This is a genomic window from Microbulbifer variabilis (genome assembly GCF_020524905.1).
Lineage (GTDB): Bacteria > Pseudomonadota > Gammaproteobacteria > Pseudomonadales > Cellvibrionaceae > Microbulbifer > Microbulbifer variabilis_A.
In genome coordinates this window covers 195,362-212,073 of the sequence record NZ_JAIVKI010000004.1, presented here as the reverse complement: position 1 = coordinate 212,073, position 16,712 = coordinate 195,362, and the positions used below count along the sequence as shown (strand labels likewise).

The following is a 16,712-nucleotide window of genomic DNA, read 5'->3' as shown; positions in this document are numbered from 1 at the left end:
TTGAATAGATTTTTTCTGTTGTTGGGACCTCCATTCTGTAGGCTATCAGATTGTTTTGTTGCTTGAATTGGCCTTGCGTTCGGATGTTTTTACCTATGTAAAATCAAAAAGACTCGAATGCGAACTCTCTTCCTTCATATCGGTTTCCATAAAACTGGCTCTAGCGCACTGCAGCTTGCTTTAAAACAATCCACCAAGTTATTAAGTTCGAGAGGGATAGAGTTTCTTTCCCTTGGAAAAAAAGGCAGCTCCTCCCGTACTATAGATATCCAGAAAAAAAATGGCCGAATGTCCTATCGCCTGAATTGGCGTATTGGAGATTTACTGGCAATAAGCCGCGGAGATAATGTCGTTATATCTGCTGAGCACCTATGCTTTCTCCATACTTTTGAGGATATTGATAATCTCTACCGAATTTGTCGAAGGTTTTTTGATCGATGCCGGATCATTGTTTATTTGCGAAGGCAAGATTTACAAGCATTCTCATTTAAAAGACAGGCTGCAAGGGCCGCAGCGCCCAATATTAGTCCCTCTAGCCAGTTGTTTGGTCATTGCGATGGGGCTTTTCCTCGTCTCAATGATGATTTAATGGTGTATTTTGACTATTTTTCAAAATTAAAAATATGGGCTTCGGTATTTGGGGATACAGCTCTGAATGTTCGAGAATTTTCTATGGAGTCTTTGCATAAAGGCGATGTGATCAGTGATTTTTGTTCGTTGCTTGGGAAGGGTGTGGATATTCCCTCTGTTCGCGTTAATGAGGGGGTTGGCCGAAAGGAATTTTTGTTAACAAACAAGTTGATAGAGCTTGGAATTGCTGAGTCGGAGATCAAAAAACTCAAATCAATGATGAGGTTGGAGGTTTCTGAATTTTCCCCTTCAAAAATTGAAGCAGAGCGTTTCTATAGGCTGTTTGAGTACTGTAATAAGCCACTGAATGATCATTTCCTACAGCACTCCTCTGGCTTGGCGTTTAATAATGATTTATCAAACTATCCAAAAGAGGGGAATGATTGCTTGACCTTGCAAGACTTGTCAGGCTGGTTACCACAAATATTGGCTAGTGGTATAAGGCACCCTCAACAGGTGAGGGATTCCTTGTTGAGAGAGCGTCTACAAAGTTTACTGATAAGCAATACTGAAAACCCTCGATTGCTTCGTGAGTTGGAGGGTGCAGTAAAATGCTTATCTCCCGCAGTCAACATAAAGCAAGTTGATACGTCCTGGTTTGGGCTTGTCCGGGGCTGATTCTCTTGGCAAGCTCTTTTCTGAGTTTGTGTAGCTAATGATCTTATTACTTTTTAGTTGCTTGCCGTGGTCCCTGGGTAGCCAGCACGGCTGGCATACTTCATTTCGCTAAAATCTTAACCAGTTTCAGTAATTTAATGCCTATTACCGTCGGGCTTTAACGTGGAATCCTGTATCGAAAGTCTGGCTGATTGATAACTGGTAAATCTTCACCCCTAGTGGCGCAGAAAGGGCTTATCGCTGGGCGTTTCAGTTATGACTCTGAAAATGCAAACAACCTAAGCTTGATTTCGATATAAATGTGTAAATTGGCTATCCATTGACAATGTGCCTTCCTGATAGATTGTTGAGCGCAGAAGCTTTTAGCAACTCGGCAAAAATTTAGTCGTTCAACCATTCGCTGTTGGATACCACATCTCAGCTGGTGACTACTTCTATTTTGTAAATACAGTCCCTATCGCTGGTGCGTAGGCTCAAAGCTTAGCTTAAGACGCATCGATATTGAGGGGGTTCCTGGGGTGATTGGTGGATGTGTGATTAATGTTGACGATTTGGGTAGAGTAAATTTATAAAATATTCATCAGTTACAGGTAAGTCTATTTGTGTGGGTAGGCTCAAGGGGCTCAATTAGGTGTTAAGTAGTCTGTTTTCCTTTCTTGCGCAGTAGATATTGTTGGATCAGGCTGCCATGGCTTGCAAGCTTTACGTGGTAGAGTTGTATTTTATACGTCGCTTGTGCAAACTATATGGAATAATGATATAAGCTGGTGTTTTTAACTCATGGTAAATCCTTTTTGGCAATTTGTTGCTGCCCGCAGGACTGTGTTTCGCAAATCTTCCTATCTTCGTGTTACTGGGTGGCTTGAGTCGTTCAAGCGAGGTTATCCCTGTGATGCTGAAGGTAATGAGCTGCCTTGGATGAATTATCCAGTCATACGTTTCCTTGAAGAACGTTTGAATAAAGAAATGGCTGTGTTTGAATATGGAAGTGGTTTTTCAACTCGATTTTATGCGAAGAGAGTGGCTTTTGTAAGAAGCGTAGAAGATAATCCAAAGTGGTTTGAAATAGTAACTCAGCAATTGCCAGGGAATGCTGAAGTAATCTTGCAGGCTGCCGATGATGATGGTGAGTATTGTCGCTCAATTAATAAATTTGAAAATCACTTTCAGGTAGTCATTGTCGATGGTCGCGATCGAATCAACTGTTTTCAACAGAGCTTGTCATGCTTAACGAATGATGGGGTCATAATTCTGGATGATTCGGCTCGCAAAAAATATGCCTCCGCCATAGAGGTTGGTAAAGCTGCCGGATTTAAGGTGCTGCACTTTGAAGGAATGAAGCCTGCATCAACAGGCTTACATCGCACGACCTTGTTTTATCGCCCAGAAAACTGCTTAGGCCTGTAAGTGTAATTGGTGACGCAATATCGATTCTAGAATTCAACTTTGAACTGCACCAAGGGAATGGCTTTTGTTTAATGGCATTCCCTTCAGTCTTGTGAAAGTCATTCCGCTGGAATCGTTTATGCTCAATTGGGTAATGTTGCTGTATGGGTTTTTGTCCCCGGATCCCCCTCTCTCCGCAATCGCTCTACCCAGAGTGCGGTACCCCCAGCTACTGCGGCGGGCATCACAAAGATATTTAAGAACGGTACCATCTTAGCCAGCATCACCGTTCCGCCAAAGGTGAGGCTGGTTAGCTTGCGTCGGCGTAGTACGCTCTTTAATTCGCCAAAAGGACGCTGGTGGTTATCGAGAGGGTAGTCAACGTACTGTATCGCCATACACCAAGCACCCCAAACTGCAGCCAGGACGGCGGGGATAATGATGGTCCAGCTGGTTACTGTGGAGATCAGTAAAATAATTAGCCCCCAGAAAATAAAGTAACCCAGTTTGCGTAATTCTCGCCCCAGTGTGCGCCAAACCATCTTTATCATTGGTTCTGCCGGAGGCGCCTTACCGGTAAGGAGTTCTTCGACTTTTTCTGCGAGGAGACCATTAAAGGGGGCAGCGATAATATTGGTGATTACCCCAAATAAATAGCCATAAGCGAGGAAGAATAAAAATAAAACCAGAATGGCAATGATCCAGGCGAGCCAGCGAAAAATGCTGGCGGTCCAGGCGGCGCCTTTAGCCATGACGGCTTCCCACCAGGACATATTGGTGGTGTCTACTGGTGTGTGTGACAGGAGGCTGCTGATATAGTCACTGAGGCCGCCAAGCTGGGTAATCATGATACTGCTGATCACAATAAACAACACCAGGTTGATCAGCAGGGGGACAAAGATAAATGGGCGCAGTTCACGCCGAGTTAACAGACGGGCGCCACGCACCAGCGCGTCAATACCGTGGACTGGATTTGAAGTCATTAAGTTACCTCTCGCTGGAGCGCGGCGGTTAATCAGTGTTTCGCGCCAGCGGCTTTTAGGATTTCTATATATTCACTGCTCTGTCGGTGTTCGCAGATACGGGTTAGTAGGGTATTTCCATCGGGATCTGTACTGTTGAGGTCGTGACCTTCGGCGAGAAACAGTTGTACAAAAGTGGCAAAACTTTCCGCTTTCATACTGCGGTAGGCACGCTCGAGCAAATGAAAATCCCGGTTGGTATTTTCGGGTGCTTCCCCCACAAGGAAGCCGGCAATTCGCTCCTCGTCAAACACTTCGCCGAGGACTTTTTGTTTGTCTTTTTTCAGGCTCAAAATCAATTCCTTACTTCTGTGAGAACAGCCAGACGCGAACCTGGCCTTGTGTTTAAAGGGCTTAAAGCAAAGCGTCGAGCTTTTCCTTGAGAATCTTATTGATTATCTGCGGATTTGCTTGGCCCTTGGAGGCTTTCATGATTTGACCGACAAAATAGCCCATCATTTTGGGGCGCTTGGATTCGTCGGCTTTGCGGTAGTTATCCACTTGGGCGCCGCTTGCGGCGATAACCGACTCTACTATCTGTTCAATGGCGCCGGTATCGGATACCTGCTTAAGGCCGCGCTTCTCGATCACCTCATCGGCGCTGCCCTCGCCGTCTGCCATTGCCTCAAACACCTGCTTGGCGAGTTTGCTGGAAATGGTGTTGTCCTTGATACGCACGATTAACCCGCCGAGCTGCTGGGCGCTAACCGGGGAGTCCTGTATAGAGATTTCCTGACGGTTCAGCAGAGCGGCTAACTCACCGGTAATCCAGTTTGCGGCCAGCTTTGGCTCTTCACAGGATTTGCAAACCTCTTCAAAGTAGTCCGCACTGGTGCGCTCCTGGGTCAACTGATCGGCGTCGTAGGCAGATAAGCGGTACTCCGATTGGAAGCGCTCGGCTTTGGCATCGGGCAGCTCAGGCAGCAATTCGCGTAGCTCCTCTATGTAGTTATCGGTGATAACTACCGGCAATAGATCGGGGCAGGGGAAATAGCGATAGTCATTGGCAACTTCTTTACTGCGCATGGAGCGGGTTTCATTTTTATCTGCATCATACAATCGGGTTTCCTGCACTATGCAGCCACCATCTTCGAGAATATCGATTTGGCGTTCGGCCTCGACTTTGATAGCACGCTCAACAAAGCGGAAGGAGTTGATGTTTTTTAGCTCGGTGCGTGTACCCAGCTTTTCCTCGCCTTTTAATCGCACAGAGACGTTGGCATCGCAGCGCAAGGAGCCCTGGGACATGTCTCCATCGGAAATGCCCAAATAAGTAACGACACTGTGGATTTTTTTTAAGTAGGCTACTGCTTCGGCGGCGCTGCGCATATCGGGCTCTGAGACAATTTCTATCAGCGGTGTGCCCGCACGGTTCAGATCGATTCCGGACATGCCGTGGAAATCTTCATGCAGGGATTTACCGGCATCTTCCTCCAGGTGGGCATGATGTAGGCGTACCCTTTTGCTACTGCCGTCCTCCAGGTGAATCTCAACTTCGCCAGCACCGACGATAGGTTGTTCCAGTTGGGTTGTCTGGTAGCCTTTGGGAAGATCTGGGTAAAAATAGTTTTTACGCTCAAAAACAGAGCGCTTGCCAATTTCCGCATTCATCGCCAAGCCAAACATTACCGCGTAGCGAAAAGCTTCTTCATTGGGTACTGGCAGGGTGCCCGGCATAGCCAAGTCCACGGCGCAGGCCTGGGTATTGGGTGCCGCACCGAAACGGGTGCTTGCGCCGGAAAAGAGTTTGGATTGGGTGGATAACTGCACGTGTATTTCCAGCCCGATAACGATTTCCCATTCCACTATAGATCTCCTTATACGGCGCTGGCTTGGTGCCAGTCGGTAACCTGTTGGTATTGATGCGCAACATTGAGCATGTGAGATTCACCCAGGTAGTTACCGGTAATTTGTAGCCCCACAGGTAAATTGCTCACCAATCCGCAGGGAATAGACATGCCTGGCAAGCCCGCCAGGTTGGTGGCGATGGTAAAGATATCTTCCAGGTACATGGCTACCGGATCGGTGCCTTTGGCGCCCAGTTCGAAAGCGGGAGAAGGGGTGGTGGGCCCCATAATGACATCGACTTTTTCAAAGGCCTGTACAAAATCCTGTTTGATCAGGCGGCGTACCTGCTGGGCCTTGTTGTAATAGGCATCGTAATAGCCAGCTGACAATGCATAAGTGCCAACCAGAATGCGGCGCTGGACTTCTTCGCCAAAACCCTCGCCACGGGAGCGCATATATAAATCTCGTAAATCTTTGGGGTTCTCACAGCGGTGACCATAGCGCACCCCGTCGAAGCGGGACAGGTTGGCGGAAGCTTCGGCTGGGGCTATGACATAGTAAGCCGGTATAGCCAACTCTGTATGGGGTAGGCTGATATCCACCAGTTCGGCCCCGAGTTTTTCAAACTCCTTGAGTGCATCTAATACGCGAGCCGCTGTTTCTGTATTTAGGCCCTCACCAAAGTATTCTTTTGGTACACCGATTTTGAGACCGGCGACGGAGTTGTTCAGTCCTGCGGTGAAGTCTTCTTGTGAGCGATTCAGGCTGGTGGAATCTTTCGGGTCGTGGCTGGCCATGGCGGATAATAAATAAGCTGCATCTTCCGCATTGCGTGCAATAGGGCCGGCCTGATCCAGGCTGGAAGCGTAAGCGACGATGCCCCAGCGGGATACACGGCCGTAAGTGGGTTTCAGGCCGGTGGTATTAGTCAAAGCTGCGGGTTGTCTTATGGAACCGCCGGTATCAGTGCCGGTGGCACCAGGCACCAGTAGCGCTGCAACCGCTGCAGCGGAACCACCGGACGAGCCACCCGGCACACAAAGAGTATTCCAGGGGTTCCTCACCGGGCCATAGAAACTGCTTTCGTTGGAAGAGCCCATGGCGAACTCGTCCATATTGGTTTTGCCCAGGGTCACAGTGCCTGCGGCATTGAGATTCTCCACTAGGGTGGCATCGTAGGGTGGAATAAAATTATCCAGCATCTTTGAGGCGCAACTGGTGCGTATGCCGTTGGTACAGATGATGTCCTTATGGGCAATGGGTACACCGCACAGGGCGGGCGCTTCGCCTTTGGCTAGGCGCTGATCGGCGGTTTCGGCCTGAGACAGGGCGAGTTCTTCAGTTACGGTAATAAAGCTGTTGTAGTTGCTGTCTAGCTGTTGGATGCGTGCGAGTAAATGGCGAGTTAACTCCACGCTGGAGAAGGCCTTACTCTGCAGGCCGCGGATCATCTCGGCGATAGTAAGCTGGTGCATGTTATTCCCTTAAAAGGCTCTGGGCGGGCTCAGGGCGAAATCGATTAATTGGGTGTTGCCTGGGGCCCTGTTCAGTCGATAACTTTGGGGACTAGATAAAGCCCCTCTTCAGACTGCGGGGCCAAGTTCAGGAAGCTTTGGCGCTGGTCAGTTTCTGTTATCGCATCAGAGCGCAGGGTCTGCACTTCATCAAGCGGGTGCGACATGGGGGCAACCCCGTCGGTGTTGACGGCCTGCAGCTGGTCTACCAGCTGTAGGATATCGCCGAGGCGGTCGCTGACTTCCTCGATAGTTTCTTCGGATATGGCGATACGGGCGAGTTCCGCCAGCTTCTCTACGGTTTGCGTATCCACAGCCATGGCGATAGAGCTCCTCCGGCTTGAGTTGCGAATCTGGGTAGCTCCGTATGATAGACGGGGCAGGACCGGCAAATTTAGCACAATAGGCTGCTATTCTCACCGGCTGGGCTAAGAGGGTAAATAAGCAAACGATTAGCGAGGCTTCAGCCTTGCCCTAAACCGGCACCGTTGTTAGAGTTTGCTCAATCCTGCCGGGTGCTCAGAGACTCCGGCGTATTGCGTAAATTCCGATTCGAAATGCGGCTCGGAACTCAGAATTATTTGCGCGGACTAACTAGGATTTGAATCCATAAAATAAGCCGCGCCCGCAGTGCCCGACCTGGGGGCTGACAATTAGTACAAGGTAATCGAATTCCATGTTTAAACGTTTGCGGGGCATGTTCTCCAGTGACCTCTCCATCGACTTGGGAACCGCCAATACGCTGATTTACGTTCGCGATCGCGGCGTAGTACTCGACGAGCCCTCTGTCGTTGCAATCCGTCACTACAATGGCCAGAAAATCGTTGAGGCTGTCGGAGTGGAAGCCAAACGTATGCTTGGCCGTACCCCTGGCAATATCACTGCGATTCGCCCGCTGAAGGACGGTGTTATTGCCGATTTCCAGGTAACTGAAAAGATGTTGCAGCACTTTATCAAGAAAGTGCATGAAAATAGCTGGATGCGTCCGAGTCCCCGTGTGCTGGTATGTGTTCCCTGTCAGTCCACCGAGGTGGACCGCCGTGCGATTCGCGAATCTGCCCTGGGTGCAGGCGCCCGCGAAGTATCCCTGATCGAAGAGCCGATGGCGGCGGCGATTGGTGCCGGCCTGAACGTGGAAGAGGCCAGCGGTTCTATGGTGGTGGATATCGGTGGTGGTACTACCGAGATTGCCATTATCTCTCTAAACGGCGTGGTTTACTCCGACTCCGTTCGTATTGGTGGTGGTCGCTTTGATGAAGCTATTGTCAACTATGTGCGCCGCAACTACGGCAGTGTTATCGGTGATGCTACTGCCGAGCGTATTAAAGAAGAAATTGGTTGCGCCTACGCGGGCAGTGAGGTTCGCGAGATCGATGTGCGCGGCCGCAATCTGGCAGAAGGGGTGCCCCGTAGTTTTACCCTGAATTCCGATGAAATTCTTGAGGCCTTGCAGGAGCCATTGACCGGTATTGTTCAGGCGGTGAAAAGTGCCCTGGAGCAATCTCCTCCCGAACTGGCTTCGGATATCGCCGAGCGCGGCATGGTGTTGACCGGCGGCGGCGCCCTGTTGCGGGACCTGGATCGCTTGCTGATGGAGGAGTCAGGCCTTCCGGTGATCGTTGCCGATGACCCCCTCACCTGTGTTGCCCGCGGTGGCGGCAAGGCCCTGGATATGCTGGATCGCAGCCGTTTGTATCTAATGTCCAACTGAGTCGATTGATGCCGGCAGGCTACCCTAGCGATAATTGCGGTGCCCTGTCGGCAGTTAGTTTCACGTTTCAGGGACATCCGATATATTGTGAGACCAATAATCACTGACCTGTACAAAGGGGGCTGCCCTTGAAACCGCTTTTTACCCGCGGCCCCTCCCCTGAGTTCCGCCTCCTGTTATTAGTGCCCCTGGCAATCGCTCTGATCGTTGCCGATCACTACACCAACTGGTTCCAGTCTACCCGGGAGCGCCTCTCCGGTGTTACAGCTCCTCTCTACTGGATTACCGGCGCCCCGGAGCGTGTTGGGGATTGGGCTGGCGAGCAGTTTCGTTCCCGTGAGGAACTGCTTGAAGAGAATGACCGTCTCAAGCGTCAGGTACTGCTGCTGGAGCAGCGCAGCCAATTGTTAGCCGCAGTAAAAGCGGAAAATACGCGCTTGAAGGAGCTGATGAATTCGGCGGAAATGGTTGATGACCGGGTGCTGGTGGCTCAGGTAATCGGTGTCTCGCCGGACCCTCTTGAGCATGTGCTATTGATCGATAAAGGGCGCGATCACGGTATTGATGTGGGTACGCCGGTGATGGATGCCAGTGGTCTACTCGGGCAGGTGATTGAGGCTGGGGATACGTTCAGCCGGATTCTCTTGATTACCGATTCCAGCCATGCAATTCCCGTCCAAGTACTGCGTAACAGTATGCGGGCCGTCGCTGAGGGTACCGGTGACCTCTATCGCCTCAAACTCAGGCATCTTGCGAACACCAGCGATATCCGCGAGGGGGATCTGCTGCTCAGTTCCGGTCTAGGCGGACGTTTTCCCGCGGGCTATCCGGTGGGTGAGGTTATGTCGATCACCCGAGATCCGGGCCAACCATTTGCCGAGGCGGAAGTACTTCCGCGCGGACGTATGAGCCGCAGCCGCTTTGTTCTGGCGGTAATCGGGGACGGGGGGCAGGGCCTTGCAAGCGAATAGTCGCTGGTTTATCGCGCTCACGCTCTTCCTCTCGATGCTACTTGTGGTTATGCCCTTACCACAGCAGTGGCTGTGGTTTCGTCCGGCATTTCCGGCCCTCTTGGTTATTTTCTGGGTTACCCGTATGCCCCAGGCTCTGGGTGTTGGTTTTGCCTGGCTAGTGGGAATCATAGAAGACCTGATCAGTGGGGCCAGTCTCGGTACTCACGCGCTTGCTCTGGCGGTTCTGGCCTATTTCAGTCTGTTAACCTACCAGCGTACCAGGGCATTCAATCCAGCCCAGCAGCTCTTGTGGGTTTTCGTGTTGGTGGGTATCCACCAGGTAGTGGGTAACTGGGTGCACGGTTTGGAGGGAAAAACCGTATCTGGATTGACCTTTCTGTGGCCAGCGCTCACCACGGCCCTGCTATGGCCTTGGGTTGCGCCGCTGTTGCATCGCCTCTGTAGTCGGTTACAGGTTCGCTGAACGTCTCCCCAGTCTGTAAATCAATGTAAAACACTGATCATTTTTCGATCAATTTCGCTATAATCAGCCGCTGGCCCACAGGGAATATGTAGTACAGTGACGAATACCACTCCTTCAAACCGTCTTCTTCTCGCCTCGGGATCGCCGCGCCGGGCTGAACTGCTGGCCCAGATAGGCGTTGCGTTTTCCCAGCGCTCCCCTTCGGTACCTGAACAGAAAAAGGCTTCCGAGACCCCCCAAGAATATATTCAGCGCCTGGCTCAGGATAAGTCTGCAGCCGGGTTATTGACGGCGTCTGAGCAGTCTGACCTCTGGGCTCTTGGTGCCGATACGGTTGTACTTTGTGGTGATCGCCTTCTCGAGAAGCCACGGGATTTCACTGACTTTGAGTCCATGATGTTGGCTCTGTCTGGTAGGGAGCACTCTGTGATGAGTGCAATTTGCCTGCGTAATCAAGAGAGGCAGTTCAGCGGCCTGGTGGAAACCCGTGTGCGGTTTCGCCACTTTTCACACCAGACCATTCAAGCCTACTGGCAAACAGGGGAGCCTGCCGATAAAGCTGGGGGGTATGGTATTCAGGGGATGGGGGCCGCGCTAGTGGAATCTATCAGCGGTAGTTATACCAATGTGGTTGGCCTGCCCTTGGAGGCACTGGTTCCGATGCTGGAACAGGCCGGAATTTCCTACTGGCAGGAGGCCGAGTCTTGAGTGAAGAATTACTGATCAATGTTGCGCCCACTGAGACCCGGGTGGCATTGGTAGAAAATGGTGTGCTACAGGAAGTGTACCTCGAACGCAGTGCGCGCCGGGGCATCGTTGGCAATATCTATAAAGGCAAGGTGATCCGGGTGCTGCCGGGAATGCAGGCGGCCTTTGTAGATATTGGCCTGGAACGCGCCGGTTTTATTCACGCTTCAGACATCGCGCCCCTGGATGATGAGGGCATGGAGGCCAGGGATGTCGAAGTGGCAGACATTCGTGCTCTTGTGCGTGAGGGACAGCCCCTGGTTGTACAAGTGGTTAAGGACCCTATTAGTAGTAAAGGGGCGAGATTAACCACCCATTTGTCGGTATCTGCACGCTATCTCGTTTATATGCCGCAAACTCGCCATATTGGGATCTCTAACCGAATAGAGGATGAAGGTGAGCGGGAACGCCTGCGCCAGTTGGTGGAGGCGGCCTCATCACGTCTCGCCGAAGATGGCCTCTCAGCTGACGGCGGCTTTATTTTGCGCACCGTGGCGGAGGGCGTTAGTGAGGAGGAATTACTGCGGGATATCCCCTTCCTATACAAACTTTGGGGGGAATTGGAGCAGCGTATCAAAGAACGGGTCGTTCCCTCGGTAATTTACGAGGATCTGCCGTTATTTATGCGCGCACTGCGTGATCTTGCGCGCCCTTATACCGAGAAGATTCGTATAGACTCCCGCGAGGCACACGGCCGTGCTGCGGAGTTTGCCGGTAAGTATGCACCTGAAATAGCCGGGCGACTTGAGCACTACCCTGGTGAGCGCCCCTTGTTTGATCTTTACGGGGTTGAAGAGGAGATCCGCCGGGCCCTGCAGCATAAGGTAACGCTGAAGTCAGGGGGCTATCTCATCGTCGAACAAACCGAGGCGATGAGTACCATTGATGTCAATACCGGCGCATTTGTGGGCCATCGCAATCTGGAAGAGACTATCTTCAAGACGAATTTGGAGGCGGCAACGGCCATCGCCCGCCAGCTGCGCCTGCGCAATCTGGGGGGAATTATCATCATCGACTTTATCGACATGAAGGATCCGGAACATCAACGCCAGGTATTGCGCACCTTGGAAAAAGCCTTGGAGCGGGATCACGCCAAGTCCAGCATTACCGGGGTCTCCGAACTCGGTTTGGTGGAGATGACCCGCAAGCGCACGCGGGAATCATTGGGCCAAATTCTTTGTGAGCCTTGCCCGGTGTGCGAGGGGCGCGGGACGTTAAAGAGCGCAGAAACTGTCTGCTTCGAGATCTTCCGGGAAATTATCCGCGAGGCGCGCGCCTACGACAGCGAAAAGATTATGGTTCTGGCCAGCCAGGTGGTAATCGACCTACTGCTGGATGAAGAGTCGGCGAATGTCGCCGATCTGGAGGAATTTATTCGCAGGCCCATACAGTTCCAAGTAGAGCCTATCTACAATCAGGAGCAGTACGACATTGTTCTCGTATAAATCATTTATCGTCTCCTCACAGCCTTTCGGTGCTGGCCGTTGCGATGCCTGCGGCAGACCTATGAGCGAGTGGAGGTGGTAATGATCCTGTTGCGTTGGCTCGCGCGAAAGTTCTGGTTGTTATCGGTAAGCCTGGTGATAGCCCTGGCAATCCTTGTGCAAACTGGACGTTTGTTATCTCCCCAAGTGGAGGAGTATCGCCCGCAGATCAGCCGCTGGCTCACCGATCAGTTGGGGGTGCCGGTGCAAATGGACCGAATCTCTCTGCGCTGGGAAGCACTACAGGTGTCGCTACAGCTCGACGGCTTGCGCCTGGGGGAGAAAGGTGAGTTACGCATGGGGCATGGTTTGTTCCAGCTAGACTTACTCGCCAGCCTGTGGAACCGAGAACTGGTGTGGAAAGATCTGCAGATGCACGCCTTTGCCGCCGGCCTCAGTCGAAATGAACAGGGAGAATGGCGCCTGGATGGCTTCCCTGATATCTCCCTGAAGCCCGACGGCAGGGTTGTCTCCAATCCCAAAGCAGCCGATCCGGCACGACTCTTCCAACTCAGTCCCAAGGTTTGGATTAGTGATGCGGCAATCACCGTCAGGCTGCCCGGTGAGCAAATCGCTGAGATTAACCTGCCGGAAATCTCTTTGGAAAACCGGGGGGATTTTCATCGCTTAACTGCCCGCGCCTTTATTGCCCGTGAGGGCGAAGAGCTTACAAGTAATTCCGAGACTCTTCGCCTGGTACTGGAGGGACGTGGTAATCCGCGCAGTAAAAAAGATTTTTCACTGCGGGGTTATATGCAGCTTAACGAGCTGCTGCTGGACGAGGATATTGTTTCACTTCTTCACCAGCTGACTCCCTTACCAGACCGATTCCACTGGCAGGGGCGCAAGTGGGCGGATGGACGCCTATGGCTGCATAGTGATGCCAATAAAGGCTACCGCTTGGTTGGGCGAGTGGGGCTCGCTCAGGTGGCAGACCTGGATGAAGTACAGGCGAAACTGGAGAAAGGCCAGCGGGAAACTGAAGAGTTGGCGGAAAGCGGTGACCACATATTGGCTCCGCTGCGCGCGCTCTCCGGGGATATCTCCGGACGCTGGTTGCCTGGTGATCAATGGCGTTTGGCTTTACAGGGTACTCAATTGGATTGGCAGGGGCTCCAAATGCCACCGCTAAACCTGCAAGTCAGTGGTGATCGGCAGGGGATTGCTTTGTCTGCGGATGTGATCGACCTGGCGGGATGGAGCGATATTCTCAGGCGGCTGGATGTATTACAGGGAGCTGCGGGTGATTGGTTAGAGTCACTGGAACCCGAGGGCCAGCTGCGCCGTGTACAGCTTCGAAAAGACGCTGAAGGCACCGTGAGCTTAAGCGCTAATTTGCACGATATAGCCACTCAGGCCTACCGAGGAGCCCCTTCGGTGGCTGGATTAAGTGGCTATCTGGAATTTGCCGGAGGTGATGGCCGGGTGGAGCTTGATGGCTCAAGTCTTCAAGCGGGCTTTCCAAATTTGTATGCCGAGACATTTTCTTTTGAGCGGGCCAGCGGCACTTTGGCTTGGAATCTGGACAGGGATACGAATGAAATCAATGTCTTCTCAGGCCCCTTGCAGTTGGATGGTGAGATGGGGGATGTTCGGGGGCAGTTTTTGTTGTCCCTGCCTTTTCGCTCGCAGAGTCGCGCAGCAGATTTGTCCCTGTCCCTGTCGTTACGTGATGCGAACGTGGGGACCCAGGAACAACTGGTTCCGACAACAGTCAGCGAAGACCTGCGCAATTGGCTGAAAGACGGCTTGGGCAGCAAGAATCCTGGACGGGTTGAGACTGCCGCGTTTATTTATCGAGGTAGTAATTATCCAAAAGATGGCAAGGAGGAGTCTCTCCGTGCCTTGGGGGACCATGCGCAGCGCCAAACGGTACAGCTGGCCGCAGACTTTTCCAATGCCAGCCTCAAGTATGCTGACCAATGGCCCAAGGTACAGTCGGTGGATGGCCGCCTATCGCTGGATGATGGCAAAGTATCCGTCAGTGCCGATAAGGCCCGTGTGTGGGGGGTAGATGCCCATGAGGTTTTAGTTGAAGTAACCCCTCAGCCTGAGAAAGGGTCACGCCTGGATGTGACTGCACAGCTAGAGGGGCCCGCTGAGGATGGATTGCGTCTATTGAAGGAATCCCCTCTGCGTGAACATCTCGGCACCGCATTTGATGAATGGCAGTTGTCAGGGAATATTCGTGGGCACCTGGAACTCTCCCAGCCCCTCGGCGGCGCAGCGCTATCACCAAGCCAAAGAGTTGATTTGCAGCTTAAGCAGGGAGATTTGCAGCTAAAGAACCTGCGTTTACATGCTGAGGCTTTGGCTGGCAATGTAATCTATGACAGTAATACTGGTCTCGAGGGCACTCAACTGAAAGGCGAGCTCTGGGGACGGCCCATAAAAGCGAGTATTCGCCACTTTGGTGAGGGCGATTCTCGAGATACCCAGGTGGTAGTGGATGGGAATGCCACTACCGAGTCTATCTACAACTGGAGTCAGCGCCCTGAGTTGAAATGGCTGGATGGTGCCCTGGATTACCGGGCTTTGGTAACAATCCCGGCAAAATCAAAAGAGGCTCCCTACGCTGCAGTTTTCGAGTTGACCTCGAATCTTGCCGGTGTGGCAGTAAATCTTCCAGAACCCTTTGGTAAAGCTGCGGAGAGAAAAACGAATTTTGTACTGCGCGCCCCAATTGGTGAACAGGGTAGCTTGTTCTATTTGAATTACGGTGAACACCTGCAGGGTCAGTTTTGGTTGGTGGATGGGGCTCTTGAGCGCGCAGCGATTGCACTTAATGCCGAGGCGAAACTGCCTGAAGAGAGAGGGCTAAATATTCTTGGCGATGTCTCAAGTGTTGATCTGCCCCGCTGGGAAAAACTGTTGAGTGTATACCGAGATGGTGCACCGGCAGGATCTGATATCTCTACTCAATCTGAGCTGATGTTGTCACAGAGTCCTGAAGTGAAATCTGATAGACAGGGCGAAATAGCCGCTTCTTCCCAAAGTGTGCAGGCAAAGGCCAAAGTATCCAGTCCTTTGCCGGTGGGTCTCGATCTCAGTACCGATCGACTTCAATTGGGCACTTTGGAGATTGAACACATACACGTCACTGGCCGAGGGGTAGGTTCCAAGTGGCAGTTGGATTTCGATAGTGAAATGGCGACGGGGAGACTCTCGGGAACGCTCGGGGGGAAAAAGCCTCTCCGCATGAAATTGGCACATCTGCGTCTTCCCACTCCGGAAAAAAAGCAGGTTGATACAGCGGATGCTTCTGCTGAGCTGCCTGTTGCAGAAGAGCCGGCGGACCCTTGGGCCAATTTTAACTTCCAGAGTTTGCCATCCATTGATTTCAGTACGGAAAGTCTGCGTTTAGGGGAGGAAGAGCTTGGGCGCTGGTCCTTTGAAGTGCGGCCCTCTAAAGAGCGTCTGGTACTGAATGATATTCGCGGCGGTGTACGCGGATTTCAGCTACAAGGGCGTGGTGGTGAGCAAGCCCAGGGGGCGCAGTTAATGTGGATGCGCGATGCCGAAGGCAAAAACTCATCCCAATTTATCGGACGTCTGGCAGCTGATGATCTTGCTGATATTCAGCGTGATATGGGGCATGAGCCGCTGATTGAGAGTAAATCCGCCACCTTTGATATGGCATTGCGTTGGGATGGATCTCCGGCGATGGCCAGGGGCAGCTTGTTTTCGGGAGATTTGAAAATAGATATTCGCGATGGCCGCTTCCTTCGCTCAACCGGTACCGCTGGCTCAACGGTCTTACGGTTATTGTCGCTATTTAATTTTGACACCTGGGCGCGCCGCCTGCGCCTGGATTTCTCCGACCTTTACAAAAGTGGTATGGCTTTCGACCGAGTGCGCGGTGAAGTGGTTTTCGAAGGAGACGGGCAACTGTTAATTGCAGTCCCTATCCAGGTTGAGGGGCCAACTAGTGAGCTGCAGATGGCGGGGCGGGTTAACTTGGTGCGTGAAGATTTGGATCTGACCCTTGTGGCTACCCTGCCGGTAAGTAATAACCTCGCCTTGGTCGCTGCTCTGGCCGGAGGACTTCCGGCTGCGGCGGGTGTTTACCTCATCAGTAAAGCCTTTAAAAAGCAGGTGAAGAAAATGGCCAGCGTCAGTTATCGCATCAGTGGTGACTGGGCCGACCCACAGGTGCGCTTTGAAAAGCTCTTTGATGATGATGGCGCTGAGCGCCAGGGAGCGGCCTCTGAGGCATCTGGAAAACCGGCAAGGCAGGAGCAGGGAGTGGCGGATTCCAGTCATACTCCATCCACTCCGTTAGCTGACGGAACCGGCTCTTAGTTTTCTTTTTGCTGGATCTGGTAAGCCTGGGTACGGCACTTAAAGTCTATCAACGCAGCTTTCTAACCTTTAA

The 16,712-nt window shown here is 52.1% G+C and carries 13 protein-coding genes; 8 read left to right on the top strand and 5 right to left on the bottom strand.

Features of this window, described 5'->3' with window-relative positions:
- Positions 1-117: 117 nt before the first annotated feature.
- Both LC073_RS07650 and LC073_RS07645 read left to right on the top strand, forming a co-directional pair.
- Positions 118-1,248, top strand: coding sequence for a hypothetical protein (locus tag LC073_RS07650; RefSeq protein ID WP_226645734.1), 1,131 nt, complete (start codon positions 118-120; stop codon positions 1,246-1,248).
- A 780-nt stretch (positions 1,249-2,028) separates the two neighbouring features.
- Positions 2,029-2,655, top strand: coding sequence for a hypothetical protein (locus LC073_RS07645; RefSeq protein WP_226645732.1), 627 nt, complete (start codon positions 2,029-2,031; stop codon positions 2,653-2,655).
- A gap of 122 nt (positions 2,656-2,777) precedes the next feature.
- On the opposite strand, the gene cysZ is transcribed toward LC073_RS07645, so the two are convergent.
- The 5 genes from cysZ to gatC form a co-directional block, all read right to left on the bottom strand.
- Positions 2,778-3,617, bottom strand: a complete 840-nt coding sequence (gene cysZ, locus LC073_RS07640) for a sulfate transporter CysZ (RefSeq protein WP_226645730.1) — start codon at positions 3,615-3,617, stop codon at positions 2,778-2,780.
- Between the two features lie 32 nt (positions 3,618-3,649).
- Positions 3,650-3,949, bottom strand: a complete 300-nt coding sequence (locus LC073_RS07635; RefSeq protein ID WP_226645728.1) for a PA4642 family protein — start codon at positions 3,947-3,949, stop codon at positions 3,650-3,652.
- A 61-nt stretch (positions 3,950-4,010) separates the two neighbouring features.
- Complete coding sequence (gene gatB, locus LC073_RS07630) at positions 4,011-5,462, bottom strand: Asp-tRNA(Asn)/Glu-tRNA(Gln) amidotransferase subunit GatB (RefSeq protein ID WP_319004711.1); 1,452 nt, start codon at positions 5,460-5,462, stop codon at positions 4,011-4,013.
- Between the two features lie 11 nt (positions 5,463-5,473).
- Positions 5,474-6,919, bottom strand: a complete 1,446-nt coding sequence (gatA, locus tag LC073_RS07625) for an Asp-tRNA(Asn)/Glu-tRNA(Gln) amidotransferase subunit GatA (protein WP_226645726.1) — start codon at positions 6,917-6,919, stop codon at positions 5,474-5,476.
- A gap of 71 nt (positions 6,920-6,990) precedes the next feature.
- Positions 6,991-7,278, bottom strand: a complete 288-nt coding sequence (gene gatC, locus LC073_RS07620; RefSeq protein WP_226645724.1) for an Asp-tRNA(Asn)/Glu-tRNA(Gln) amidotransferase subunit GatC — start codon at positions 7,276-7,278, stop codon at positions 6,991-6,993.
- A 356-nt stretch (positions 7,279-7,634) separates the two neighbouring features.
- Between gatC and LC073_RS07615 the strand changes: the two genes are divergently transcribed.
- The 6 genes from LC073_RS07615 (at position 7,635) to LC073_RS07590 (ending at position 16,639) form a co-directional block, all read left to right on the top strand.
- Complete coding sequence (locus LC073_RS07615) at positions 7,635-8,669, top strand: rod shape-determining protein (protein ID WP_226645722.1); 1,035 nt, start codon at positions 7,635-7,637, stop codon at positions 8,667-8,669.
- Between the two features lie 128 nt (positions 8,670-8,797).
- Positions 8,798-9,640 (top strand): rod shape-determining protein MreC, encoded by an 843-nt coding sequence (gene mreC / locus LC073_RS07610; RefSeq protein ID WP_226645721.1) that lies wholly within the window; start codon positions 8,798-8,800, stop codon positions 9,638-9,640.
- Positions 9,627-10,106, top strand: a complete 480-nt coding sequence (gene mreD, locus LC073_RS07605) for a rod shape-determining protein MreD (RefSeq protein WP_226645719.1) — start codon at positions 9,627-9,629, stop codon at positions 10,104-10,106. The genes mreC and mreD overlap by 14 nt, the downstream gene beginning before the upstream one ends.
- A 96-nt stretch (positions 10,107-10,202) precedes the next feature.
- The gene (locus LC073_RS07600; protein WP_226645717.1) at positions 10,203-10,814 is read left to right on the top strand and encodes a Maf family protein; all 612 of its coding nucleotides are present in this window, start codon (positions 10,203-10,205) and stop codon (positions 10,812-10,814) included.
- Positions 10,811-12,298, top strand: a complete 1,488-nt coding sequence (rng, locus tag LC073_RS07595; RefSeq protein ID WP_226645715.1) for a ribonuclease G — start codon at positions 10,811-10,813, stop codon at positions 12,296-12,298. Before LC073_RS07600 ends, rng begins: the two co-directional genes overlap by 4 nt.
- An 81-nt stretch (positions 12,299-12,379) precedes the next feature.
- Positions 12,380-16,639 carry a YhdP family protein gene (locus LC073_RS07590; protein WP_226645713.1) on the top strand — a complete coding sequence of 1,420 codons (4,260 nt, stop codon included), beginning with the start codon at positions 12,380-12,382 and terminating at the stop codon, positions 16,637-16,639.
- Positions 16,640-16,712 lie beyond the last annotated feature (73 nt).

Excerpts from the sequence above, each read along its gene's own strand:
- LC073_RS07615 (WP_226645722.1), top strand. The coding sequence starts at position 7,635 with ATGTTTAAACGTTTGCGGGGCATGTTCTCCAGTGACCTCTCCATCGAC.
- LC073_RS07590 (WP_226645713.1), top strand. The coding sequence starts at position 12,380 with ATGATCCTGTTGCGTTGGCTCGCGCGAAAGTTCTGGTTGTTATCGGTA.
- gatC (WP_226645724.1), bottom strand. The coding sequence starts at position 7,278 with ATGGCTGTGGATACGCAAACCGTAGAGAAGCTGGCGGAACTCGCCCGT.
- LC073_RS07650 (WP_226645734.1), top strand. The coding sequence starts at position 118 with ATGCGAACTCTCTTCCTTCATATCGGTTTCCATAAAACTGGCTCTAGC.
- cysZ (WP_226645730.1), bottom strand. The coding sequence starts at position 3,617 with ATGACTTCAAATCCAGTCCACGGTATTGACGCGCTGGTGCGTGGCGCC.
- LC073_RS07645 (WP_226645732.1), top strand. The coding sequence starts at position 2,029 with ATGGTAAATCCTTTTTGGCAATTTGTTGCTGCCCGCAGGACTGTGTTT.
- gatA (WP_226645726.1), bottom strand. The coding sequence starts at position 6,919 with ATGCACCAGCTTACTATCGCCGAGATGATCCGCGGCCTGCAGAGTAAG.